Source organism: Pseudonocardia hierapolitana (assembly GCF_007994075.1).
Lineage (GTDB): Bacteria > Actinomycetota > Actinomycetes > Mycobacteriales > Pseudonocardiaceae > Pseudonocardia > Pseudonocardia hierapolitana.
Map to the genome: position 1 here is coordinate 5,041,803 of NZ_VIWU01000001.1, position 25,005 is coordinate 5,066,807.

Here is a 25,005-nt window from a genome sequence, read left to right on the forward strand (position 1 = left end):
CTCTGTGCACATCGAGCCGGTGTTCGATCACGTTAGCGGCCCACTCGGATGATGGCCGGGCAGGTCGCGCGATCGGTACTAGCGGGAGGTGACGGAGCCGCCCACCGCGCTGAGCGGTAGTTCGGCGCTCAACCTGGTACCCGCACCCGGCGGGCTGTCGACGCGGACCCGGCCGCCGATCGCCTCGACGCGATCCTTGAGGCCGACCAGGCCGGTGCCCCGCGTGAGCTCGGCGCCCCCCGTTCCGTCGTCGCGGACGATGATGCGCAGGACGGCACGGGCCGGGTCGGCCTCCGCGATGACGGTGACGCTCGAGGCCCGTGCGTGCTTGGCCGCGTTGGTCAGGGCCTCGGCGACGATGTAGTACGCGCTGACCTCGACCTGTTCCGGGAGGCGGCCCTCGGTGCGGATGTCGAGGTCGACCGGGATCGGCGCGCGCCTGGCCAGGATCCTCAGCGCGGGAGAGAGGCCACCTTCCACCAGGATCGCCGGGTGGATTCCGCGGGCGGTCTCGCGCAGCTCGTCGGCGGCGCCGTTCGCCTCGGCGACGGCGTGCCGCAGGTGCGCCGCGAGTGCGTCGAGATCGGGCGGAACGGCGGCCTGTGCCGCGTCGAGGTGGAGCGCGAGGGAGACCAGCCGCTGCTGCGCACCGTCGTGCAGGTCGCGCTCGATCCGCCTGCGCTCGTGGTCGGCCGCGGCGACGAGCCGCGCCCGAGACGCGCTGAGCTCGGCGTACAGCTGGGCGTTGTCCAGCGAGACGGCGAGCTGGCCTGCGATGAGCGTGACCGCGTCGAGCCGATCCGCGGTGAACGCGCCGCGGATGAGGTGGTTCTCCAGCAGCAGCACGGCGCGGAGGGCGCCCTGGCTGAGGACGGGGATGGCCAGCAGGGAGCAGCAGCCGAGGCCGGCGAAGTAGGGGTCGCGGGCGAACCGGTCGTCGCGCGTGGCGTCGGCGACGACCAGCGGCTCGCGCAGCCGCCGGGCGTACCGGAGCACGGAGGTCGGGACCGCGGGGCCGGTGGCGCCGGTCTGCGGCGCGGGCAGGACCCAGTCGTTCCGGTCGTCGTTCCAGAAAAGGAGGTGCACCTCGGTGGCGCCGGTCATCGCGCTGAGCACCTCGACCACGCGGGTGTGCAGCCGTTCGACGCCGGTCTCCGAGCTCAGCGCCTGCGACGCGGACAGGACGCCGAGCAGGTCGAGCGTCCCGGACGTCACCGTGGAGCGTCGCTCGGGGAGGCCGGCAGGTGGCAGCACGGCAGGGTAGGCCCAGTCCAGCCGGCCGGCCTTCGCGGTGGCGCCCCACGCGGCGTACTGCGCGCGGGCCTGGGAGAGCAGTTCGTACCCGGTGTGGTCGAGGCCGTTCTCGATGGAGAATCGGGCCGCTCGTTCCGTGATGAGGGCCTGGTGCCACGGTCGTTGCCGCCGCGCGCCCTCGCGGCGCGCGGCGTCGAAGGCGACCGCGGCGGTGCGGAAGTCCCCGATCGCCCATGCCCGCTCGGCCTCGACCAGCCGCTGCAGGTGCAGGAAGTTGTCCGGCGCGTCCGCGGCGCGCGCCCCGAGCCAGCGCGTCACGTCGTCGAGTTCGGCCAGCAGGCCGATCCGCTCGTCCGCGCCGGCAGCACGGACCTGCCCGGCGAGTGCGAGCCCATGCAACAGGTGGGCCACCGCGGTCGGGTAGAGGCCGAGCGCCGCGGGCAGCAGCGGCATCGCGGCGGCGGCGTGCTCGGCCAGGCCGTCCGCGTCGCCGAAGACCGCGGCGGCGATCCCCCTGGTCAGATGCGCGACGAGCAGCGCGACCGGGTTGTCGGCGAACCTGTCGACGGGAGCGGCCCGACCGCCGGGACCGGGACCTTCCCCGCGCAGCACGTCGACCAGCCAGCGGTAGCTGCCGAGCCACTGGCCGATCTCCTCGCTGCCGGTCCGCCGCACGAACGTCAGCCCGGCCTCCACCTCTTCGACGAACGAGTCCAGAGAAGGCGCGCAGTCCAGCAGGTTCGGCACGGTGGCGTAGAGGGAGTACCCGGCGTTGGCCAGGTCGTCGCCAGCGACCAGCCCTTCCATGGCGCGCCGGCCCGAGCCGACTCCGTTCTCGATCGGCTCGCGCCACCATGCGAGGCACGCGAACACGTAGCGCGCCTGCGACGTTCCCGGCTCGTAGGCCCGCGCCTCGCCGAGCGCGAGTACACGCAGCACGGCCCGGTATCCGGCCTCGGTGTCCCCGCGCAGCGCGATCGCGTTGAACGCGGCGATGCTCACCGGGCCGACGAGGGTGGGGCTCGGGCCGTGCCGGCGCCAGATCCGCACCGCCTCGAGCGAGAGCCAACCGAACATCGCGTGGTCGCTGTAATAGGTGGTCGGCAGCAGCGCGTTGAGCACGTGCGTCGCGGCGAGCAGCCTCGGATCGGTGATGGCCGGGCGGGCCGTGTCGTCGGTCCCGCTGTCGAGCCACCGGTAGAGGTGGTCGAACTGGCGGTCGAGCTCGCCGTCGAGCCGGTCGGCAGGCGGCACGGTGATGCCCAGCTCGCGCAGCGAGGCGACGCCCAACGAGGCGGCGTCCGCGAAGCGCTTCCGGTGGGTCAGGCTCCTCACCTGCACGGCCGTCGCGAGCGCGCGGGCGGTCGCCGACGGCGCCGAACCGTCGATCGTGCGGAACTCCGCGTCCGCCTCCTCCAGGCGGCCCATGCTGTACAGCGCCCGGTGGCGGCCGACGTGCAGCTCCACCAGGGTGGCGGCCTCGTCCGGCTCCACCAGGTTCAGCGCGGCCGTCAGGAGCTGGTCCGCCATCGCGTAGTCCCCGACCAACCAGGCCTGGTCGGTGGCGCGGCGCAGCAGCCGCACGACGTCTCGCCGCTCGGTGGGGCCGGTGACGGCGTCGATCACGGGCAGGTACTGCTCCGCAGCCACCGCGTGCAGCTCCGGTACTCCGGCGAGCCGCCGCGCCATCGTCAGGTGGAGGGTGCGTCGTCGCCGGGCGTTCAGCCCGCTCAGCACCGCATCGCGCATGCGGTCGTGCCGGAACCGCACCGCCTCGTCCTTCCCGTCCCCCAGCCCTTCGGGCCCACCCCCCGTGCGCGTTCCGGGCTCCGCGACGAGAACGCCCTCGCCGAGGGCGGGCGCCAGGCGTTCCTCGACCACTGCCGCGGGATCTCCGGTCGCGGCCTGCAGGACGGTGAGCTCGACCCGCCCGCCCAGGCACGCCATCGCCTCCGCCAGCTCGCGCGAGGGCTGCGGGAGCGCCCGTGCCCGCGCCGCGAGGAGGCCGGCGACCTCGGCCCGGTCCAGGCGGGCGCGCACGGCCGGCTCGTCCCACTGCCACCCGGCGGCCGTCGGCGTGAGCACCCCGTCGCGGCGGAGCGCGTTGAGCAGCTCCACGATCTCGTACGGGTTGCCCGCCGTCCGCGCGTCGATGAGGTCGACGAGGTCGGCCGCCGCGCGCCGGTCCACGTGCAGCATCTCCGCGACCATCGCGACGGAGCCCGACCCGGGCAGGTTCTCCAGGCGCAGGTGCCGCACCCGGTTCTGCTCGCGCCACCGCGACAGCAGCGGTGTGAGCGGGTACGCCGCGTCGACCTCGGTCTCGCGGTACGCGGCGACCAGCAGCACGCCGTCGACGCGCTCCTCGCTCAGCACCAGGTCGACGAGGCCGAGCAGGGCCCGATCACCCCACTGCAGGTCGTCGAGGAACACCACGACCGGCCGGTCCCGCGACGCGATCGCGCGCAGGATCGCGGCGCCCGCGCGCTGCGTCCGCACCTGGGAGGACAACGGATCGCCCGGGTCGGGCGGCGTCGCCAGCAGGGCGGCGAACTCCGGCAGGATCGCCGCGATCAGTGGCGCGTTCGGGCCCAGCTCCTCGCTCAGCCGCCCACGGACGTCCACGAGCTCGCTCTCCGGCTCGGCCAGCAGCAACCGGCCCAAGGCCCGGAACGCCTGGTACGCGGCGTTGAACTCCAGGTCTCGCCGGTACTGGTCGAACGTGCCGGCCACGAACCAGCCGTCGCTTCCGGTGACCTCGGACCGCAGCTGATCGACCAGCGCCGTCTTGCCCACCCCGGGGGCGCCACTGACCAGCACCCCGCGACAGCCACCCGCCAGCGACTCCTCGAACGCCGCCCGCAGCACCGCGACCTCGTCGTCGCGGCCCACCAGGCGCGAGGGTGGCGGGAGCCGCAGCGGGACGTCGCGCTCGCCGATCTCCTGCGGGCCGGTACCCGCCCGCAGCTGCTCCAGGTCGTGCAGCACGCCCTCGGCCGACTGGTAGCGGTTGTCGGGTTCCTTCTCCAGCAGGTGCAGGATGATCGCCGAGAGCGCCGGCGGTACGGCCGGGTTCGCCTCCGCGGGCGGTGCCGGCACCCGAGCCAGGTGGTCGTGGGTGAGACGCAGCGGGTCACCGGAACCGAACGGCGGTTCGCCAGTCGCCAGCTCGTACAGGGTGGCGCCCAGCGCGTACAGGTCGGCGCGCTGATCGACCGCGCGGCCGGTGCGTCCGGTCTGCTCCGGCGCGATGTACGCGAGCGTTCCCAGGATCTCGGTGTGATGGGTGAACTCGGGACGGAGCTCGGCGAGCGACGTCGCCAGGGCGAAGTCCACCAGGCACGGGGCACCGTCGCGGGAGAGGACGATGTTGGCCGGCGCGATGTCGCGGTGCATCACGCCGCGCGCGTGCATCCCGGCCACCGCCCGTGCCAGTTCCGCCGCGAGCCCGACCAGCTCGCCGGGGGCCAGCGGCAACGGGTGCTCCGCGAGGCTCGTGCCGCCGCCGTCCGCGAGCAGAATCGCGTCCTGGTCGTTCGGGGAGGTCACAAGCTGTGCGACGCCCGGCACGCCACGTAGCCGCTCGAGTACGGCCCGTTCATGGCGCCGCCGGCGGTCGGCGTCCGGCCCGAGCGGTTCCTTGCAGATGACGGTGCGTCCGGACAGGACGAGCCGGGTGATGCGGGTGCGTTCGCTCTCGTGCACGGTGTCGTGGGGTGCAGGTGGATCTCGGTCCGGCGGCTTCGCGCCTGCCTCCATCCCGAGCCTCCACGTGGTCGGACGCTCCCCGACGGGACGACTGTGCCCTGTGCCGAGCCCCGGGAGCTAGTGGCCCTCGCCGCTAGAGGCGGTGCTGCAACGCCTCGGCGGCGGCGAGCAGATCGGCGGCCCACCGTACGCCGGGGCGGCGGCCGATGCGATCGACCGGCCCCGACACCGAGACGGCGGCGACGACCTGACCCGTGCCGTCGCGGACCGGCGCCGACACACTCGCGACCCCGGACTCGCGCTCCGCCACGCTCTGCGCCCAGCCACGCCTGCGGACGTCGACCAGCACGCGGTCGCTGAACGTGGCCTCCGCGAGCACGGCGCGCTGGACCGCCGGCTCGGCCCATGCGGCCAGCACCTTCGCGCCCGAACCGGCCGTCATCGGCAGGCGCGTGCCCACCGGGACGGTGTCGCGCAGGCCGCTGGCCGGCTCGGCGGCGGCGATGCAGATGCGGTGGATCCCGTCGCGGCGGTAGAGCTGCACGCTCTCGCCGGTGATGTCGCGCAGCCTCGGCAGCACGGCGCCCGCCGCTTCGAGCAGCGGGTCGACGCCCCCGGCGGCGAGCTCGGCGAGCGCGGGCCCCGGCCGCCACCGGCCGTCGGTGCCGCGGTGCAGCAGCCCGTGCACCTCCAGTCCGACGGCGAGCCGATGGGCCGTGGCCCGGGGCAGCCCGGTGCGCTCGCACAGTTCGGCGAGGCCACAGGGCTCGGCAGCCGTGGCCCGCAGCACCCCCACGGCCTTGTCGAGCACGCCGATGCCGCTATGCTGTCTCACGAGCCGATACTAACTTCCCGAAATGTGAGACGTCCAGCGAGGAGGCTGCCGCCGTGGGACGAACGCTGGCCGAGAAGGTCTGGGACCAGCACCTGGTCCGCAAGGGAGAGGGGCAGGAGCCCGACCTCCTCTACATCGACCTGCACCTGGTGCACGAGGTCACCAGCCCGCAGGCGTTCGACGGGCTGCGGCTCGCCGGGCGCAAGGTGCGACGGCCCGACCTCACGGTGGCCACCGAGGACCACAACGTGCCGACGATCGACACGAACCTCCCGATCGCCGACCCGGTGTCGCGCACCCAGGTGGAGACGCTGCGCAAGAACTGCGCCGAGTTCGGGGTGCCGCTGTACCCCATGAACCACGCCGAGCAGGGCATCGTGCACGTCGTGGGCCCGCAGCTGGGCCTCACCCAGCCCGGCCTCACCGTCGTCTGCGGCGACAGCCACACGTCCACGCACGGCGCGTTCGGCGCGATGGCGTTCGGGATCGGCACCTCCGAGGTCGAGCACGTCCTCGCCACGCAGACACTGCCGCTCAAGCGGTTCCGGACGATGGCGATCAACGTCAACTCCGCGGACGGGAAGCTGCGCCCTGGCGTCACGAGCAAGGACGTGGTGCTGGCGATCATCGCCCAGATCGGCACCGGCGGCGGCCAGGGCTACGTGCTGGAGTACCGGGGCAACGTCATCGAGAACCTCTCGATGGAGGCCCGGATGACGATCTGCAACATGTCCATCGAGGCGGGCGCCCGCGCCGGCATGATCGCTCCGGACGACACCACGTTCGAGTACCTGAAGGGCCGCGACCGCGCGCCGAAGGGTGCCGACTGGGACGAGGCCGTGGCGGCGTGGCGCGAGCTGCGCACCGACGACGACGCGGTGTTCGACGCCGAGGTCGACATCGACGCCGACGCGCTCACCCCGTTCGTCACCTGGGGCACGAACCCCGGCCAGGGCCTGCCGCTGGCGGAGCGGGTGCCGGACCCGGCGCAGATCGTCGACGAGAACGAGCGCGTGGCCGCCGAGAAGGCGCTCACCTACATGGGGCTGGAGCCCGGCACCCCGCTGCGGGACGTCCGGGTCGACACGGTGTTCGTCGGGTCGTGCACCAACGGCCGGATGGAGGACCTGCGCGCCGCGGCCGATGTGATCAAGGGTCGCAAGGTGGCCGACGGCGTCCGCATGCTGGTGGTGCCCGGTTCGATGCGGGTGCGGTTCCAGGCCGAGGCCGAGGGTCTCGACGAGGTCTTCCGCGCAGCCGGCGCCGAGTGGCGCTCGGCGGGCTGCTCGATGTGCCTCGGCATGAACCCCGACCAGCTCGCGCCCGGTGAGCGCAGCGCGTCCACGTCCAACCGCAACTTCGAGGGCCGCCAGGGCAAGGGCGGCCGCACGCACCTGGTGTCCCCGCTGGTGGCCGCGGCCACGGCGGTGCGGGGCACCCTGAGCAGCCCGGAGGACCTGGTCTGATGGAAGCCTTCCGCACCCACACCGGGATCGGCGTGCCGCTGCGCCGCTCCAACGTCGACACCGACCAGATCATCCCTGCGGTGTACCTCAAGCGCGTCACCCGCACCGGCTTCGAGGACGGCCTGTTCTCGGCATGGCGGAACGACGAGTCGTTCATCCTGAACCAGGAGCCGTTCTCCCGCGGCTCGGTGCTCGTCGCCGGGCCCGACTTCGGCACCGGCTCGTCCCGCGAGCACGCGGTCTGGGCGCTGATGGACTACGGCTTCCGCGTCGTCATCTCCTCCCGGTTCGCCGACATCTTCCGCGGCAACTCGGCGAAGCAGGGCCTGGTGGCGGCGCAGGTCGCCCAGCCCGACGTCGAGCTGCTGTGGAAGCTGCTGGAGAACGAGCCGGGCGTCGAGGTCACGGTCGACCTCGAGGAGAAGACGGTGCAGGCGCGCGACCTGACCGTCCCGTTCCAGATCGACGACTACACCCGCTGGCGGCTGCTGGAGGGCCTGGACGACATCGGGCTCACACTGCGTCACGTGGACGAGATCACCTCCTTCGAGGCCACCCGACCCGGCCGGCTGCCCACGACTGCGCAGGTCTGACCGGCGTGCCGCCTCCGGCGGCGTCCGGAACGGGTTCTACCGTGAACCCATGAACAAGACGCAGCTCGTGGACGCGCTCGCCGAGCGCCTCGGGGACCGGCGCACCGCCGCGGCAGCCGTCGACGGGCTGCTCGAGACGGTCGTCGAGACGGTCCGCTCCGGCGAGACGGTGACGCTCACCGGGTTCGGGGTCTTCGAGAGCCGCGCGCGGGCCGCCCGCACCGCCCGCAACCCGCGCACCGGCGAGACCGTGGCCGTGCCGGCCACCACCGTGCCGGCCTTCCGTCCCGGCGCCGGGTTCCGGGCCGCGGTCGGGGCGGTGGCGCAGCCGAACGGCTCCGCGCCGGCCGCCGCGTCCGCGCCCGCCGCATCCGCTGCCACCGCAGCCGCGCCGGCGAAGCAACCGAAGGGTGGCAAGGCAGCCGAGGCCAAGGCCAAGGAGGCGAAGCCCGCCGCCAAGGAGTCCAAGGGCAAGGGCCGGGACAAGAAGGACCAGGACAAGAAGGACCAGGACAAGGCCGGCAAGGGCAAGAAGGCCAAGGCGAAGAAGTAGGGCGACGCTTCTGGCGTGATCGGCCGCTCGGTGCACGACAGCCGATTGCGGCCGCCAACGCGTTCGGCGGACGAGCGCGCCGTGCTGTCCCGGCATCGTTCGCTGACGCACCCCGTCTCCGCCTGCGCTCCCCGTCCGATCGGCAGCGTGAGCCGACAACGGCTGCGTGGGCAGGCAGATATCCCCGTCCTGCCCGCGCGACCCTAGCCTCGGAGGATCGAAGGATCAACGTCTTGTCGGATCGTTGAACGATCCTTACTGTGATGGACGCGGCGCCGCTCAACCCATCACCGAGGATCGGAGACAGCACGATGCCGACGGAGACGCTCGCCCCTGCCGACTTCGACCTGGATCTCGAGGTCGCGGAGATCGTGGAGTCGGAGATGTCCGCGCAGAAGACCGGCGTGACCGACATCTGCACCACCATCTTCTGGCCCTGCCGGAAGTGATCATGTCCGTCCGGCCGGTCCGATGCGACGAGGAACGGGCATGACCCGGAAATCGGTCTTCACGAGTGCTGCCGTGGGCCTGTTGCGGGCCGCGGCTGCGCCGCGCCGGGCCGGCCGGGCGGCCCTCCCGCCCCCGCCCGACGAGGTGGTGTGGCTGCGGGAACGTCTGCTCGACCTCACCGCCGACGAGCAGCTCCTCGCGGCCGTCGACGCCGCCAGCCCGAGCCTCGCGCGGGACGTGCGGGCGATCGCCGCAGGAGCGCCGGTGAAGGCGAAGGACCTGCGGCGCGCCGTCGTCGCGCTCACCAAGTACCACCTGCGGCTGACCGGCCGGGCGACGCCGTTCGGGCTCCTCGCCGGCGTCGCACCCGTGCGGTTCGGGGAGCGTCCGGCGCTGCGGGCGGGGGACCGGCACGCGCCGGTCAGCCGTCCGGACGCGGCCTGGCTCGACGGGTTGCTGGGCCGCGTGCGCGCCGTGCCCGCGGTGCTGGCCCGGGCGACCGTCGTCGCCACCCCGGTCCGGTCGGTGCGCGACGGGCGGCTGTTGCTCCCGGCGCGGCCCGCGGAGCCCGGCGGCCGGCGCCGGGAGGCGTCGATCCGGTTCACGCCGGTCGTCCGCGCGGCGCTGGAGGCCGCGGCCACGCCCGTGCGCTGGCCCGAGCTCCTCGCCGGTCTCGCCGGCCGCTTCCACGTCGAGCGGGGCGAGCTCGAGCCGGTGCTGCGGCGGCTCGTCGAGCTCGGGGCGCTGCTCACCGACCTCGATCCACCCGCGGACTGCACCGATCCCCTCGCGCACGTGCTCGCCGCGGGTGGCGATGCGCACGAGCTGTTCGCGCAGCTGCGGGGGATCGACACCGATCTGCGCGCCGGGAGGCCGGCCACCGAGCGCATGCTGCGGCTGCACAGGGGCGACGACGCGTCGCCGGTGCAGACCGACCTGCGCCTCGACGTGGATCTCACCCTCCCGGACGAGGTCGCCCGCGAGGCCGAGCGGGCCGCCACCGCGCTGTGGCGGCTGTCCGCGCCCGTCGCCGCCCCGTGGTTGCCGGGCTACCACGAGCGGTTCCTCGAGCGGTACGGCACCGAGCGGGCCGTGCCCGTCGCCGAGCTCCTGGCCGACACGGGCCTCGGCCTGCCGCGGTGGGACGAGGCGGTGTCCGCACCCGGTGCCGACGAGGAGCGCACGCCGGTGCTGGCCGCCGAGCTGCTGGCCGCGGCCCGCGAGCGGCGCGCCGAGATCGTCCTGGACGACGCCCTGATCGACCGGCTTGCCGAGGACGAGCCCGCCCCGCCGTCCATGGAGCTGTGCGTCGAAGTGCTGGCCGACGGCTGGGAGCGGCTGTTCGCGGGCGACTTCCGCCTCGTCGTCGGGCAGAGCCTCGGTTCGGCGCTCGCAGGCACCACCGTGGCCCGGTTCGCCCACCTGCTCCCCGAGCTGGACGCCGAGCTGACCGACCTGGTGCGCGCCGGCGCGCCCGCGGACGGCGTGCGGGCGGCGCAGGTGGCCTTCCGCCCGCTCGTACCGCGCTCGGCGAACGTCGCGGCGGTCCCGCAGCGGCTGCCGCTGCGCATCCCGCTGGCGCCCGGCACGGTCGACGGGTCGGTGACCGACCTGCCGCTGCACCGGCTCGCGGTCACCGCGACCACCCAGCGGCTCCGCCTGGTGGACACGGCGACCGGCACCCGGATCGCCCCGGTGTCCGGCTCGATGCTCAACCCCCGCAGCGGGCACCTGCCGCCGGTCGCGCGGTTCCTGCTGGAGCTGGGCGGGCAGGACACGCCGCAGTGCGGGCCGTGGAGCTGGGGTGTGCTCGCCGCCGCGCCGTACCTGCCCCGGGTCCGCCACGGGCGCACCGTGCTCGCACCCGCCCGCTGGTCGCCGCCCGCCGAGCTGGGCGATGCGGCGCTCCCGGCGGATCGGTGGGTCCGGTGCCTCGCCGGGTGGCGGGAGCGCTGGGACGTACCGCGGCACGTCCGGCTGACGGTCGCCGACAACCACATCCCCGTCGACCTCGACGACCCGCTGCACCAGCTCGTGTTCCGCGACGAGCTGCGCAGGCACCCGCAGCTCGTGGTGCTCGAGGCGCCCACCGACGCGGGCTGGCTGCGCGGCCCGCACGGCACGCACACCTGCGAGGTGGTGGTGCAGCTGCTCCGCAGGCGTGCCGAGCCCGCGGCGCCGGTGGTGGCCCGGCCGGTGCTGCGGCGCGAGTCGGACCTGCTCCAGCTGCCCGGCGGCGAGTGGCTCTACGCGAAGCTCTACGCCACCGAGCCCGCGCAGCGGGCCCTGCTGCGCTCCCGCCTTCCCGAGCTGGTGGACGAGGCAGCGCTGTCCGCGGCGGGCGTCGACGGCTGGTTCTACGTGCGCTACCGCGACCCCGACCCGCACCTGCGGCTGCGGTTGCACGGCAAGCCGGACGGTCTGTGGGGCGAGCTGCTGCCCCGCCTGCACGCTTGGGCCACGCGGCTGCGGCAGGACGGGCTGCTGATCACGGCCGTGCTCGACAGCTACGACCCCGAGGTCGAGCGCTACGGAGGGCCGGAGGCGATGGCCGACGCCGAGCGGGTGTTCCACGCCGACAGCGCGCTCTCGCTCACCCTCACCCGGTACCTGGACGGTGACGACGCCGACGTGCGGGTTGCGGCGAGCGTGCACGACCTGCTGGTCGGGCTGGATCCCTCGGGCGGGGTGCTCGCGCGGTTCGCCGCTGCGGTGCCGGTGGCCGACCGGCACGCCGTGCCCGCAGCCCGGCGTGGGCGGCTCGCCGACCTCCTCCCGGCGTCCGGCGGACGGCTCGTCGCCCCCGGCGGCTTCCGGCGCGGCGCACTGGCGGCGTACGCCGCCACGCTCGAGCGCACCGGGTGCACTCCCGAACGGCTGGCGCACATCGGCGCCGGCCTCGCGCACATGCACTGCAACCGCCTCTTCGGCGTCGACCGCGCCCGGGAACGGGGCGTCTACGCGCTCCTGCACCGGGCGCTGGTCGTGCGGGCGAACCGGGTGAGGCACGGGCGGTGACCGCGCTCCCGCTCGCCGTGTCGCCGGACCTGCGCCGGCGCGCGATCACCGTGGCCGTCGAGGTGGCCGACCGGCTCCGCTCCCCAGAGCCGGTCGCCGCCTCGGCCCGCCGTGCCCGACGCCCGGCGGGCCACCCGGTGTGGGACGCCTCCTCGCTGCTGCTCGGCCACCCGGGCGTCGCGCTCCTGCACGCGACGATGTCGGTCGCCGACCCGTCGTGGGCCGCGGCCACGCACGCCCACATGGCGGCGGCATCGGGTGGAGCGGGAGCGGACCTCGTGCCCGCGGCCGTGTTGCACGGAAGCGTCCACGGCGGCTACCCGAAGCTCCTCCGCACGCTCGCCGAAGCGGTGGCGGTGGCCTGCACGCATCAGGTCGAGGCGCAGGCCCGGCGGGTCGCACACGATGGCCCCGGCCTCGCGGTCGCCGACTACGACGTGGTGAGCGGGCTCGCGGGCAAGGGCAGGCTCCTGCTGGCGCTCGGCGACGACCGCAGCTCCGAGGCGCTCCACACCGCGCTCGGCCACCTCGTCGCGTGCACCCGCCCCGTCACCGCGCACGACGCGGCCGTCCCGGGATGGTGGTGCCGGCCCGGGGACTGCGTCGAGTTCCCGCAGGGGTACCTGGACGTCGGCCTCGCGCACGGCATCGCCGGGCCCCTCGCGCTGATGGCGCTGGCCCACGACCGCGGGCACCGGGTGGAGGGCATGCCCGATGCGATGCGCACGATCGTGGACTGGCTGCTGCGCCGGGCCGTGCGCGACGAGCACGGGCCGATGTGGCCGTCCCGGATCGGGTTCGCGCAGGAGATCGGGGACGAGCCGGTCGTCCCCGACGCGGTCAAGGCGGCCTGGTGCTACGGCACGGCGGGCGTCGCCCGCGCGCTGCACCTGGCCGGCATCGCGCTCGGTGACCGCATGCTGTGCGCAACGGCGGTGCAGGCGCTGCGGGGAGCGGCGCTGCGCCCGTGGTCCGAGGCGGACCTCGTCGGGCCGACGATCTGCCACGGCGCGGCCGGGCTCCTGCAGGTCGTGCTGCGCGTCAGCGAACGCGACCCGGACCCGGTGCTGCTGAACGCGGCGGGCCTGCTCGCGCAGCGGGTGCTCTACGACCTCGACCGCACGGCGCCGTTCGGCTTCCGCCACGCGCACCGGACCCGAGCCGGACGCGTCGTCGGTGTGGACGAACCCGGCCTGCTCCAGGGCGCGGCGGGCGTGGCGCTCGTGCTCGCGACGTTCGCCCACCACCCCGGCACGGTCGGCCCGGACGTCTGGGACGCCCCGCTGATGTTGAGCTAGAGGATCAGCTGCCGGTCGGGTGCACGTAGTAGTCGGCGGCTCGGAGTGTGGCGTCGGGGCCGAAGGTGAGCAGCCAGGTGCTGCCCTTCTTCGCCGGCACGTCGCCCGGGTCGACCCCGGGCAGACCGGCGCTGGTGGCGAGGGTCCCCACGAGCTCGGGGATCACCCCGCCCTGGCTGCACACGACGGTGACGCCGGGGGCCGCGGCGAGCGCCCGGAAGCGGGCGAGGGCGGCCGCGGGATCCGCCCGGTAGCCGCTCTCGCCGAGCAGCGGCTCCTCACCGATCGGCAGGGACAGCCGGTCGGCGAGGGGCACGACCGTGTCGCGGCAGCGCACCAGGGGTGCGGAGACCACGCGGTCCGGGCCGAACAGCCCGAGCAGCCCGTCGAGCTGCAGGGCCTGCTCCCGGCCGGACCCGGAGAGCGGGCGCAACGCGTCGTCGCCGTCCCACTGGCTGCGGCTGCCCGCCTTCCCGTGCCGGACGAGCGCGATCACCGAGAACGGCGGACCGGTCTCCGCGAAGCGGTGCAGGACGTCGCGGTCGTGCGGATAGGAGAGCAGCTCCATGGCGGACGGCGGGTCCAGCCAGCGCAGCTCGTCGGTCTCGGCTCCCGGCGTGAACTCGCCGCGCCGGGCCTCCGCCGCCCAGTACCGCACCAGCTTGCCGCCCTCCGGCACGGAGTAGCGGACGTCGCCGAGCAGCGGGCCGAGCCGCGACGCCTGGCCGGTCTCCTCGGCGATCTCCCGGACGGCGGCGAACGGCATCGTCTCGCCCGAGTCGAGCTTGCCCTTCGGGAACGACCAGTCGTCGTACTTCGGCCGGTGCACGAGCGCGATCTCGACGCCGTGCGTTCCGGCGCGCCACAGCACCGCGCCTGCGGCGAGCACGTCCGCCGCGGTGGGTTCCATGACGCGAGGCGCCGTCACTCGGTGTCCGTCGGCGAGCTGGCGGCGTGGCGGACCATCATCTCGGCCTGGTGGTCGCGCACGTGGGAGATGTCCGAGCCGGCAGGCGGCGACGGTTCCCACGGCCCGTCCGGATGCAGCGTCCAGCACCGGGTGGCCGGGTCGAGCGCGGAGTCGAACATGTCGCCGAGCTGCTTGGACAACCGCGGCTCGGCCACCCGCAGCAGCACCTCGACGCGCCGGTCGAGGTTGCGGTGCATCATGTCGGCGCTGCCGATCCAATACTCGTCGGCGGCGGCGAAGTGGAAGACCCGCGAGTGCTCGAGGAACCGGCCGAGGATCGAGCGCACCCGGATGTTCTCCGAGAGCCCCGGCCTGCCGGGGCGCAGCGCGCAGATGCCGCGCACCAGGATGTCGACGGGCACACCGGCCTGCGACGCCCGGTAGAGCGCGTCGATCACCTGCTCGTCGACCAGTGAGTTGACCTTGATGCGGACCCCGGCGTCGCGGCCCTCCCGCTTGGCCTCGATCTCGTCCTCGATGCGGCGCACGATCCCGCGCCGCACGCCGTAGGGCGCCACGAGCAGGCTGCGGTAGGAGGTCTGGCGGGAGTAGCCGGTGAGCGAGTTGAACAGGTCGGTGAGGTCGGCCCCGATCGTCGGGTCGGCCGTGAGCACGCCCATGTCCTCGTAGAGCCGGGCGGTCTTGGGGTTGTAGTTGCCGGTGCCGATGTGGCAGTAGCGGCGGATCGTCGAGCCCTCCTGGCGCACCACGAGCGAGGTCTTGCAGTGGGTCTTCAGTCCCACCAGCCCGTAGACGACGTGCACTCCCGCCTTCTCCAGCTCACGGGCCCAGCGGATGTTGGCCTGCTCGTCGAACCGCGCCTTGATCTCGACGAGCGCGACGACCTGCTTGCCGGCCGCGGCGGCGTCGATGAGGGCGTCGACGATCGGCGAGTCGCCGGACGTGCGGTAGAGGGTCTGCTTGATCGCGAGCACGTTCGGGTCGGACGCCGCCTGCTCGATGAACCGCTGCACGCTCGTGGAGAACGAGTCGTACGGGTGGTGCACGAGCACGTCGCCCTCCCGCAGCGTGGCGAAGACGCTGCGCGGGGTCTCCCGGTCCGCGAAGGCGGGGTGGGTGGCCGGCACCCAGGGGTCGTCCTTGATGTCGGGCCGGTCGACCGCGTGCACGGCCCACAGGGCGGTGAGGTCCAGCAGACCGGGCACGGTGACGACGTCGTGCGGGTCGACGTCGAGCTCGCGCAGGAGCAGTTCCAGCACGTGCTCGCTCATGGTGTCGGTGACCTCGAGGCGCACCGGCGGGCCGAACCGGCGGCGGGCGAGCTCGCGCTCGAGCGACTGCAGGAGGTCCTCGTCGCGGTCCTCCTCGACCTCGAGGTCGGCGTTGCGGGTGACCCGGAACGCGTGCACCTCGGCCACCTCGACGCCGGTGAACAGCTCCCCGAGGTGCGCGGAGATCAGGTCCTCGATGGGCAGGAACGTGACTGTGTCGTCCTCGGTGTCGACGCGCACGAGCCGGGGCACGTTGTTGGGCACCTTGACGCGCGCGAACCGCTCGGTGCGCCCGTCCGGGTCGCGGACGGTGACGGCCAGGTTCAGCGAGAGCCCCGAGATGTACGGGAACGGGTGCGCCGGGTCGACCGCGAGCGGCGTGAGCACCGGGAACACCTGGGCTGAGAAGTAGGCCGACAGCCGCGCGCGCTGGTCGTCGGACAGGTCCGCCCAGCGCAGGATGCGGATCCCCTGCGCCTCCAGCTCGGGCCGGACGTGGTCGAGGAACACCCGTGCGTGCGCCACCTGGATCGCCTGGGTGCGCGCGGAGATGCGGGCCAGCTGCTCGCGGGGGGAGAGGCCGTCGGCGCTGCGCACGGCGAGCCCGGTCTCGTCGCGGCGCTTCAGGCCCGCGACGCGGACCATGTAGAACTCGTCGAGGTTCGACGCGAAGATCGCCAGGAACTTGGCGCGCTCCAGCAGCGGCTGGCTCGGGTCCTCGGCGAGGGCCAGCACCCGGGCGTTGAAGTCCAGCCAGGACAGCTCGCGGTTGAAGTAGCGGTCCTCCGGCAGCTCCGAGACCGGGGCGCGGGTGCGCGCAGGCGGGCTCACCGGCACCGCGGCCGCTGTTGGCGCGTTCGCCGTGCGGGCGCCGGTGGCAGGCGCGGCCGGGGCGGTCACCCCGTTCGTGGTGGTGGTGCCGGCCGGACTGACCCGCCGCGTCGACGGTCGGGGCGCGCTGCGCGCCGACCGGGCCCGACGAGGGGTGGTCACCTCGCCCGAGCCGTTCGCCTTGGTCCTACCCGAGTCGTCAACCACGTCGCCGATTGTTCCCCACCGCACCCGTCATGTGTCGAGTCCGTGCGGACATCGGAGTGAACGGTTGGTTGCGAACCGTGCTGCTCGGGACGGGATCAGCAGCCCGGGATCAGGGCGAGGGCGCAGCTCGTGTGCTCGCCGAGGCCGAGTGCGGCGGCCTCGCGCAGGTCGGCGGCGGTGTCGACGTCGCGGTGCAGGCCGGGCCACTCCCCGAGGAGGGGGTGGGCGCCCGACCGTTCGTGCCGGCGCGCCGAACCCGCCCCGAACAGCGGGTCGAGGGCCACCCCGGGGGCGGCGAGCAGGAAGGTGGTGCCGGTGCCCTCTGCGTCGGCGACGAAGGCCCGCCGCGCGCCGGCCGCGAACAGGCCGAGAGCGGCCTCGATCGCTTCGCCGAGCTCGTCGGGGCGCAGGGCGGGGAGATCGGCCTGCAACGCGCCGACGACCGCGGCGGGGTCGCGTTCGCGCAGCAGGGCGGCGCCGCGGTCGTACGCGGGGTTGAGGCCGGCCACCGGGCCGTCCGGGGCGACGTCGATTCCGAAGACGCCCAGCTCGGCGGCCACGACGGGGTCGGAGCTGACCACCAGCAGGTGCCGGACGGAAGGGGCGGCTCGCACCGCGTCGATCGTGTCGCGCAGGAGGGCCATCGCCAGCCGGGCGTGGGCGCGGGGCTCGCCGATGCCGCCGTCCGCGGCACCGCGGAGCCGGGACTTCGCCTTGGTGAGCGGCTTGACGGGGACGACGAGGTCCACGGACGCCCTGTCGATCGAGGTCACCTCTCCATCGTGCCTGACCCGGTAGTGGACCTCGGGAGCCGCGCCAGGAAGACTCTGGGCGTGGTCAGGCGAGAGAGGGGCGGGTTCTGGATCGCGTTCTGCGCGGTCTTCTTCTATCCGATCAGCTGGCTGGTGGCCCGCTCCCGGTTCGAGGGCAAGGAACACATACCGCCGTCCGGCGGCGCGTTGATGGTCGCGAACCACGTCTCCCACCTCGACCCGATCTTCAGCGGGCTCGTCGTGCACCGGGCCCGCCGGGTGCCGCGGTTCCTCGCCAAGCACAGCCTGTGGCGCACGCCGGTGCTCGGCTGGGCGCTCGCCGGAAGCGGCCAGATCCCGGTCTACCGGGACTCGGCCGACGCGCAGCAGAGCTTGCGCGACGGCACGCGCGCGCTCCAGGAGGGCAAGGTCGTGGTGATCTACCCCGAGGGCACGATCACTCGCGATCCCGACGGCTGGCCGATGCAGGCGCGCACCGGCGTCGCCCGGCTGGCGCTGTCGGTGGACGTGCCGGTGGTGCCCTTCGTCCACTGGGGCACGCGCGAGGTGCTGGACGGGTACAACAAGAAGTTCCGACCGCTGCCGCGCAAGCCGATCGTCGTGCGGTGCGCGGAGCCCGTCGACCTCTCCGCCTACCGCGACCGCCCGGTCGACGCCGCGGTCCTGCGCGAGGTCACCGACCTGATCATGACGAGGGTGCGCGAGCTGCTCGCCGAGGTGCGGGGCGAGCCGGCCCCCGAGGAGTTCTACCGGAGGACCGCCTCGTGACGGTGCGTCGCGTCGCCGTGCTCGGCGCCGGCTCGTGGGGCACCACGTTCGCGAAGGTCATGGCGGACGCCGGGCGCGAGGTGCGGTTGTGGGCCCGCCGTCCCGAGGTGGCCGCCGCGGTGAACGAGCGCCACGCCAACCCCGACTACCTGCCCGGGATCGTCCTGCCGGGGCTGCTGACGGCCACGTCCGATCCCGCGGAGGCGCTCGACGGCGCCGACGCGGTGGTGCTCGCCGTCCCGTCCCAGACGCTGCGGGCCAACCTCGCGGGCTGGCGCCACCTGCTGCCGCCCGGCCGCACTCTGGTGAGCCTCGCGAAGGGGGTGGAGCTGGGCACGCTGCTGCGGATGAGCGAGGTGATCAGGGAGGTCGCTGACGTGCCCGCCGACCAGGTGGCCGTGGTCTCGGGGCCCAACCTCGCCCGGGAGATCGCCGCGGAGGAGCCGACCGCCACCGTGATCGCCTGCGCCGACCACGACCGCGCGGTGGAGCTGCAACAGGCATGCACCACCGGCTACTTCCGCTCCTACACCAACACCGACGTCATCGGCTGCGAGCTGGGCGGCGCCGGCAAGAACGTCATCGCGCTGGCGTGCGGCATCGCAGCCGGGATGGGCTTCGGCGACAACACCATGGCGTCGCTGATCACGCGCGGGCTCGCCGAGACCGCCCGGCTGGGCACCGCGCTCGGTGCCGACCCGCTGACGTTCGCCGGCCTGGCCGGGCTCGGCGACCTCGTGGCCACCTGTTCCTCGCCGCTGTCGCGCAACCGGACCTTCGGCGAGCACCTCGGCCGCGGCGAGTCCCTCGCCCAGGCCGAGGCGGCCAACCACGGGCAGGTGGCCGAGGGTGTGAAGTCGTGCAAGTCGATCTGCGCCCTGGGCGACCGGCTGGGTGTTGAGCTCCCGATCGCCGACGCCGTGCGGCGGGTCTGCCACGAGGGCCTCTCGGCGGCGGAGATGGGCAAGGAGCTGATCAGCAGGGCCCCACGCCCCGAGTGAGGGCACTTCACGAACCGCGTGCTGGCTTCACACAAGGCCGGCCTTGTGTGAAGCAGACAGCAGGTGTGTGAAGTCCGGGGTCAGAGCGGAACGTAGGGTGCCGGCGTGATCGGGGATGGCACGCGATGCGTGCACGGGGGGCACCCAGCGGGTGAGACCGGGGCGCCGATGCATCCGGGGCCCGTGCTCTCGTCCACATTCCACCTCGGCCTCCCGTCCGAACCGACGCCGGCCGACTTCTACGGCCGCTCCGACAACCCCACCTGGCGGGCGCTCGAGGCCGCGATCGGGGACCTCGACGGCGGCGAGTGCGTGGTCTTCGCGTCCGGGATGGCCGCCATCGCCGCCGTCCTGCGGCTGGCCGCCCCCGACGGCGCGCTGGTCCTGCCCTCCGACGGCTACTACCTCGCGCGCTCGCTCGCGCACGGGGAGCTCGCGCCGCTGGGCGTCGAGGTGCGCGAGACACCGACGGCCGCCCCGTTGCCGCCGCTGGACGGCGTGGCGCTCGTGCTGCTGGAGACGCCGTCCAACCCGGGGCTCGACGTCGCCGACATCGTCGCGGCGGCCGAGGCCGCCCACGCGGCCGGCGCGCTGCTCGCCGTCGACAACACCACCGCGACGCCGCTCGGGCAGCGCCCGCTGGAGCTGGGCGCCGACCTGGTGATCGCCTCCGACACGAAGGCACTCGCCGGGCACGGCGACGTGGTGCTCGGCCACGTCAGCGCGCGCGACCCCGAGCTCGTCGCGCGGCTGCGGGAGGCGCGCTCGCGCGGCGGCGCCGTGCCCGGGCCGATGGAGTCGTGGCTCGCCCACCGCGGCCTCGCCACCCTCGACCTGCGGCTCGAGCGGCAGGCGCGCAACGCCGCCGCCCTCGTCCCGGTGCTGCGCGCGCACCCCGCGGTCTCCGACGTCCGCTGGCCCGGCGACCCGGCCGATCCCGCGCACGCCGTGGCGTCGCGGCAGATGCGGCGCTGGAACGGAGTGCTGCGATTCACACTCGCGTCGGAGGCGGCCGTCGGGGAGTTCCTCGCCGCCTCGCGGTTGATCGGCTCGGCCACCAGCTTCGGCGGCCTGCGCAGCACCGTCGATCGCCGGCGGCGTTGGGGCGACGACGTGGCGCCCGGGCTGTTGCGCTTCTCCGCGGGCTGCGAGGACGAGTCGGACCTGGTCTCCGACGTACGCGCGGCGCTGGACTCAATCACCCGCTGACCTAGTGCTCCCCGCCGGAGGTTCGCCGAGGGTCTCGGCGGCCCAGCTCCACGCTGGACGCAGCGGCGAACAGCCCGAGTACGCCCGGTACGAGGGCTGCTCGCCGCCACGCCCAGCGAGAAGCTGGATCCCCCGATACCCCCGACGAACCTCCGGCGGGAAGCACTAGCGGTCCCGGCCGCCGACCGCGTGATCGGAAAGTCGGTCCACTATCACACGTGCGTAAGCCGCTCCGCTGTGGTCTTATCTGCGGCAGGGAGGTGGTCGCGTGAAGCACCGACAACCGGACCCCATCGGTGCCGACCCCGATCCAGGGGAGGCACCGGGGATCGCGCGGCACCCGAGCGCGGTCCCGAAGGGGTCCCGGGTCCTGCTTCTCAACGCCACCTTCGAGCCGCTCGCCGTCGTCACGGCGAAGCGCGCCATCGTCCTGATGCTCACCGGCAAGGCCGAGTGCGTCGAGGAAACCCGCGGCGGCGCCGCCTTCCATTCCGAGACCCTCACCATCCCCGCGCCATCGGTGATGCGCCTGTCCCGCTACGTCCGGGTGCCCTACCGGCACGCCGTGCCGATGACCCGCGCCGGCGTGCTCCGCCGCGACGGGCGCCGCTGCGCCTACTGCAGCAAGCGGGCCGACACGATCGACCACGTCGTCCCGCGCAGCAGGGGCGGCGCCCACACCTGGGCCAACTGCGTCGCGGCCTGCCGCACCTGCAACTCGAAGAAGGCAGACCGGCTGATCGAGGAGCTCGGCTGGACGCTCGCCGTCACGCCGCGGGCGCCCGACCGCGCCGCAGGCGGGATCCTGGTGCTGGCCGTCGAACCGCTGCCGTCCTGGGAACCGTGGCTGGGGGAGCGCGCGGCCTGATCCGCCGCGAGTTGCGGTGCGCGCGTGTCGCGGTGCGGGGTCAGTCGCGGGTGCGGCCCGGTGGGCGGCCGCGGTCGGGGCGGCCGCGGCGGTGGGGGTTCGTCCGGGTCAAGCGGCGTGGGGGTCCACCGGCGCGGTCGTGGCCCTCGGCGGGTTCGCCGGCCACCAGCGCAGGCGTGAGGATCCGGATCCCGTCCGTGACCGGGCCGACGGTGACGGAGCCGAGCGGGCTCGGGGCGTCGGCGTCCCGGCGGTCGTGAGAGCGCTCGACGGGGTCGACCGGGGCCGGAGCCGGCACAGCCGCATGCGTACGCAGGCCGCGCAGGACGGCGACGAAGAAGGCGACCGCGGCGACGAGCAGCATCGCGACGGCGGTGACCTCGAGCGCGGCGTCGATCGCACCGGGGTCGGACCCGGGCGGTAGGCCCGCGATGATCCGCACGGCATGGGCGGCCGACAGGGTGGCGAAGGCGATCCCGGTGCGGCGGATCAGCGCACGTCGCGACCGGGCGCCGGCACCCAGCGCGATGATCCCGGCGGCGCCGGCACCGGACCACGCGACGACGTCGAGCGTGGCCACCAGCCATGCCGGTGGCATCCGCCCGGGCAGCGCGACGGCGACGGCGCCGATCACCGCGACGATCGCCACGGTGAGCCCGCCGACGGCGCCCGCCGCCCACCGCCCGGCCCGCCCCGTGACCGGCCCGCGCACCGCCAGCACGAGCATCCCGAGGGCGCCGAGCATCGCGACGGAACCGGCCAGCACCCAGATGTTCATCGGGTCCGCGAGGCCTGCGGCCCGCACGAGCAGCGCCACGCCCGCGTAGAGGGCGACGGCGCCCGCGATCCGTCCGGTGCGCGCGCTGCCGGTGAGCCCGGCCACAGCGGCGAGCAGGATGGCGGCGGCGAGCCCGGCCGCGAGCGCCAGCACGCCGACGGCCTCGTGGGCGACGGCGTGCCGGCCGTGGATCAGGACACCGAGCAGCACGGCGCCCGTGAACAGGGCGGCGAGCACGAGCAGGTCGATGGCGAGCGCGCGGCCGACGGGGATCAGGCCGCGGTGCCCGAGGGTGGTGCTGCGCAAGGTGGTGACCCCTCGACGTCAGGGGGCGGCCGGATGGGTGGCCGGGGGCTGGGGAGCTCCATCCGGCATGTCGACGGTTGAGCAGGCACCGTTACGAGCGCGGCCCGCGAACCCGCGGCGCAGATCATCTTGGATCAGGTCGAGCCCGTCGTCCGGTCGATCGGTCGAGACGCCTCCCGATCTACCCCGTGGGCGATCCGAATCGCGTCGCTGGCTCCCGCCTGCATTCGCCAACCGATTTCGTCCGGAGAACGTCGAGTGAAATCCGCAGAGATTCGAGCAAGGGGCGTGAACGACGAAGCCGGCGAGCTTGTAGGCCAGGACAAGCGGGGCTAATGTGACTCGCGTGAGGCTGGTATTCGTCACGGCGTTCCCGGTCGATCCGGGCGCGCCGCGCGGCGGTGTCGAGGGTGTGAGCGTGGTGCTCTGCGGCGCTCTGCGGGATCGTCGCGATCTCGACCTCCACATCGTGACGACCGGGGGCGTCGACGCGGTGCAGGTCGATGACTGGGGTGCGGCGCGCATTCACCGGTTGCCGTGGACCGCCCCGCGCCTGCTCTCGGGGGTGCTCGGGCGAGACGCCCGCCGCCTGCGCGAATATGTCAGCGGTCTCCGCCCCGACGTCGTGCACGCGCACGACACCTACGGGATCATGATGGAGCCGATCGGCACGCCGCGCGTACTGACGATTCACGGTTTCATCCATGCCGACACCCGGGTCTCGGGTACCTCGTTGGCCCGTCCGCGCGCACTGCTCTGGAAACGGATCGAGACGCGCGCGTGGGCGCGTTATCCGCACATCATCTCCATCAGCCCGTACGTGCGTGAACGGCTGACCGGTATCGCGACCGGCGCGGTGCACAACATCGACAATCCCATCGCCGATGCATTCTTCGACGTCCGACGCACCGACGGTGCGGCGCAGGTGTTCTGCGCCGCGACGATCTCGCCGCGGAAGAACACGCTTGCTGTGGTGGACGGTTTCGCGCGGGCGAGAGCGCAAGGCCTGCGCGCCACGTTGCGGCTCGCCGGTCCGCAGCCGGTCCCCGCTTACGCCGAGGCGGTCCGCGCGCGTATCCGCCAGCACGGGCTCGACGATGCGGTCGTCCTGCTCGGCCAGCTGAGTACCGACGCCGTGCTCAGCGAGCTGGCCGGCGCCAGCGTCTCGGTGCTGATGTCGGTCGAGGAGAACGCGCCGCTGGCCGTGCAGGAGGCGATGGCCGCCGGTGTTCCGGTGATCGCCTCGAGCCGGTGCGGCATGCCCTATCAGATCGACGACGGTGAGAGTGGGTTCCTGGTCGAGCCGGACCGTCCCGATGACCTGGCGGCACGGCTGCTGCAGGTCATCGGCGACGACGGTCTTCGCGATCGGCTGGCGCGGCGCGCGCGCGACGTGGCGCGCGAGCGGTTCCACTCCGAGCGCGTCGCGACGAGGACCATCGGGGTCTACCAGCGCGCCTGCGGCATCCCCCCGCCGCCGGCCCGCCGATCGCCGTCGGCGCCACGTGCGGCAGCAACAACTGGTGGACGGCTGCCGGACTGAGCCGGTTCGGATCGCGGGGTATGTGCGCCGCGGTGTAGGACACGGCGAAATGCGAGCAAGTCGCCGAGGTGCATACCGCGGTGGGTGAGACGGTGACTCAGGAACGGCCCGATGGGGTGCCACCTCGTCCCGGTGGCAATTGCGGAGTCCTGAACTGCCTCCCCGTGACGTCGCCCTGCGCGTCATCGGCCTCCGGCCACGGCGTCCCGGAGGATCTTCGTGAGCTCGACGGCCCCCCGTTCCGGGTTCATCATGATCCGCCGGACCTCGTACCGCGGAGTGGTGGCCCTGTTCACTCCCGGCCGTGTGGTCACCGCATGCGAGTGCCCCGCGCGGTGCGCCGCCTCGAACGTGCCTGTTCCGTAGTCGCTCGCGCTGCCGTTGGGATACGCCAGGACGGGCGCCTCGACCCCGAGCCCGTCCTGCAGCTGCGCCCGGGCCGAGCAGAGGTCGGCCGTCTGCGCGTCGTCGTCCTCCTGGGCGAGGATCGCATGGTGCAGCGAGTGGGACCCGATCGTCATGTAGTCACGCAGCCGCGCCGCCTCGTCCCAGTCCATGAAGGTCTCGTCGACGTGGTAGCGGCGGCGCGGGGCGAGCAGCTCGACGACCTCGTCCACCGCGGCCTCCCGTGACGTGCGGTCCCGATCCTTCAGAGCCTGCGCGAGCGGTGAGAGCGTCGCGCGCCGCTCGGCCGTGGTGCGCAGCGGATACTTCTGCTGCTTCCAGACGATCTCGTTGGCTGTGGCGTTCGCCACAGCGTGCGCCAGCTCCTCCCACCACGCCCTGGTGGTCCTGGACAGGAGCCCCGGCACGAGGAAGCAGGTGGCCGGGAGTCCCAGATCGCGCAGGATCGGCCCGGCGACGGTGAGGTTGTCGCGATAACCGTCGTCGAAGGTGAGCGCGACGGCGCGCGGCGGCAGCGGGCGTCCCGCGGTGAGGTCCGCCAGCGCGGACTCGAGTGGCAGGACGTTCGCGAACGTCCGTAGGAGCCGCAGCTGCTGGGTGAGTCCGTGGGGCCCGGATCCTCTCCGGGGGGCGAAGTACCAGGTCGGCTCGACGTTGTGCCATCCGAACACGACCAGTCGGCCGCCCTCGCGCTGCTGCATGCCTCTCCCACTCCGATCCGGCCGGTCATTGCGGCCTGACGGAGCCGCTGGCGGGATGGCCGTCGCGTCTCAGCCTCCTTCTGTTACGCGAACAGCTGGTGAGCGGCGCGGGCACCGAGGCTGTGGCTGCTCGAGGTTCCCCCGCGACTCGCCCGGAATGGTGTTGATGCCCGTGCCGCTAACGCCCGGCTCGCCGAGATCGACCCCGTTGGAGCGTCGGACCGGGGAGTCCGTGAGG

General features: G+C 73.9%; 18 protein-coding genes. 11 read left to right on the forward strand and 7 right to left on the reverse strand.

Annotation, left to right across the window (positions count from 1 at the left end):
* Positions 1-78: 78 nt before the first annotated feature.
* A complete protein-coding gene (locus FHX44_RS24115; protein WP_147257872.1) occupies positions 79-5,013 on the reverse strand; it encodes an AAA family ATPase in 4,935 nt (1,644 codons plus the stop codon).
* A gap of 82 nt (positions 5,014-5,095) precedes the next feature.
* Complete coding sequence (locus FHX44_RS24120; protein WP_147257873.1) at positions 5,096-5,797, reverse strand: IclR family transcriptional regulator; 702 nt, start codon at positions 5,795-5,797, stop codon at positions 5,096-5,098.
* A gap of 53 nt (positions 5,798-5,850) precedes the next feature.
* On the opposite strand from FHX44_RS24120, the gene leuC reads away from it, so the two are divergent.
* The 6 genes from leuC to FHX44_RS24145 all read left to right on the forward strand — a co-directional run bounded on the left by leuC (position 5,851) and on the right by FHX44_RS24145 (position 13,175).
* Positions 5,851-7,263 carry a 3-isopropylmalate dehydratase large subunit gene (gene leuC, locus FHX44_RS24125; protein ID WP_147257874.1) on the forward strand — a complete coding sequence of 471 codons (1,413 nt, stop codon included), beginning with the start codon at positions 5,851-5,853 and terminating at the stop codon, positions 7,261-7,263.
* Complete coding sequence (gene leuD / locus FHX44_RS24130; RefSeq protein WP_147257875.1) at positions 7,263-7,856, forward strand: 3-isopropylmalate dehydratase small subunit; 594 nt, start codon at positions 7,263-7,265, stop codon at positions 7,854-7,856. Before leuC ends, leuD begins: the two co-directional genes overlap by 1 nt.
* A gap of 49 nt (positions 7,857-7,905) precedes the next feature.
* Positions 7,906-8,409: an HU family DNA-binding protein gene (locus FHX44_RS24135; protein WP_147257876.1), complete on the forward strand. Its 504-nt coding sequence runs from the start codon at positions 7,906-7,908 to the stop codon at positions 8,407-8,409.
* 311 nt (positions 8,410-8,720) lie between these two features.
* On the forward strand, positions 8,721-8,858 hold the full coding sequence (locus FHX44_RS42270) for an FDLD family class I lanthipeptide (protein ID WP_170309008.1): 138 nt from the start codon (positions 8,721-8,723) through the stop codon (positions 8,856-8,858).
* A gap of 40 nt (positions 8,859-8,898) precedes the next feature.
* Positions 8,899-11,877: a lantibiotic dehydratase gene (locus tag FHX44_RS24140; RefSeq protein WP_170309009.1), complete on the forward strand. Its 2,979-nt coding sequence runs from the start codon at positions 8,899-8,901 to the stop codon at positions 11,875-11,877.
* Positions 11,874-13,175, forward strand: coding sequence for a lanthionine synthetase C family protein (locus FHX44_RS24145; RefSeq protein WP_147257878.1), 1,302 nt, complete (start codon positions 11,874-11,876; stop codon positions 13,173-13,175). Before FHX44_RS24140 ends, FHX44_RS24145 begins: the two co-directional genes overlap by 4 nt.
* Positions 13,176-13,179: 4 nt before the next feature.
* On the opposite strand, the gene FHX44_RS24150 is transcribed toward FHX44_RS24145, so the two are convergent.
* The 3 genes from FHX44_RS24150 to cofC all read right to left on the reverse strand — a co-directional run bounded on the left by FHX44_RS24150 (position 13,180) and on the right by cofC (position 17,188).
* Positions 13,180-14,085, reverse strand: coding sequence for an NUDIX hydrolase (locus FHX44_RS24150; protein ID WP_147257879.1), 906 nt, complete (start codon positions 14,083-14,085; stop codon positions 13,180-13,182).
* Positions 14,086-14,099: 14 nt separating this feature from the next.
* Complete coding sequence (locus tag FHX44_RS24155) at positions 14,100-16,415, reverse strand: RNA degradosome polyphosphate kinase (protein WP_425469150.1); 2,316 nt, start codon at positions 16,413-16,415, stop codon at positions 14,100-14,102.
* 95 nt (positions 16,416-16,510) lie between these two features.
* The gene (cofC, locus tag FHX44_RS24160; protein WP_246170557.1) at positions 16,511-17,188 is read right to left on the reverse strand and encodes a 2-phospho-L-lactate guanylyltransferase; all 678 of its coding nucleotides are present in this window, start codon (positions 17,186-17,188) and stop codon (positions 16,511-16,513) included.
* Positions 17,189-17,248: 60 nt separating this feature from the next.
* Between cofC and FHX44_RS24165 the strand changes: the two genes are divergently transcribed.
* The 4 genes from FHX44_RS24165 (at position 17,249) to FHX44_RS24180 (ending at position 21,034) form a co-directional block, all read left to right on the forward strand.
* The gene (locus FHX44_RS24165) at positions 17,249-17,956 is read left to right on the forward strand and encodes a lysophospholipid acyltransferase family protein (protein WP_147257880.1); all 708 of its coding nucleotides are present in this window, start codon (positions 17,249-17,251) and stop codon (positions 17,954-17,956) included.
* Positions 17,957-17,958: 2 nt separating this feature from the next.
* Positions 17,959-18,957 (forward strand): NAD(P)H-dependent glycerol-3-phosphate dehydrogenase, encoded by a 999-nt coding sequence (locus FHX44_RS24170; protein ID WP_147261426.1) that lies wholly within the window; start codon positions 17,959-17,961, stop codon positions 18,955-18,957.
* Between the two features lie 105 nt (positions 18,958-19,062).
* Positions 19,063-20,166 carry a cystathionine gamma-lyase gene (locus FHX44_RS24175; RefSeq protein ID WP_147257881.1) on the forward strand — a complete coding sequence of 368 codons (1,104 nt, stop codon included), beginning with the start codon at positions 19,063-19,065 and terminating at the stop codon, positions 20,164-20,166.
* Between the two features lie 268 nt (positions 20,167-20,434).
* A complete protein-coding gene (locus FHX44_RS24180; RefSeq protein WP_147257882.1) occupies positions 20,435-21,034 on the forward strand; it encodes an HNH endonuclease in 600 nt (199 codons plus the stop codon).
* A gap of 40 nt (positions 21,035-21,074) precedes the next feature.
* Here the strand turns inward: FHX44_RS24180 and FHX44_RS42275 are convergent, their stop codons facing one another.
* Positions 21,075-22,118: a hypothetical protein gene (locus FHX44_RS42275; RefSeq protein WP_170309010.1), complete on the reverse strand. Its 1,044-nt coding sequence runs from the start codon at positions 22,116-22,118 to the stop codon at positions 21,075-21,077.
* Between the two features lie 346 nt (positions 22,119-22,464).
* Here FHX44_RS42275 and FHX44_RS24190 point away from each other — a divergent pair, with 346 nt between their 5' ends.
* Positions 22,465-23,661 carry a glycosyltransferase family 4 protein gene (locus tag FHX44_RS24190; protein ID WP_170309011.1) on the forward strand — a complete coding sequence of 399 codons (1,197 nt, stop codon included), beginning with the start codon at positions 22,465-22,467 and terminating at the stop codon, positions 23,659-23,661.
* 182 nt (positions 23,662-23,843) lie between these two features.
* Here FHX44_RS24190 and FHX44_RS24195 read toward each other — a convergent pair whose 3' ends face one another.
* On the reverse strand, positions 23,844-24,767 hold the full coding sequence (locus tag FHX44_RS24195; RefSeq protein WP_147257884.1) for a polysaccharide deacetylase family protein: 924 nt from the start codon (positions 24,765-24,767) through the stop codon (positions 23,844-23,846).
* Positions 24,768-25,005: the final 238 nt, after the last annotated feature.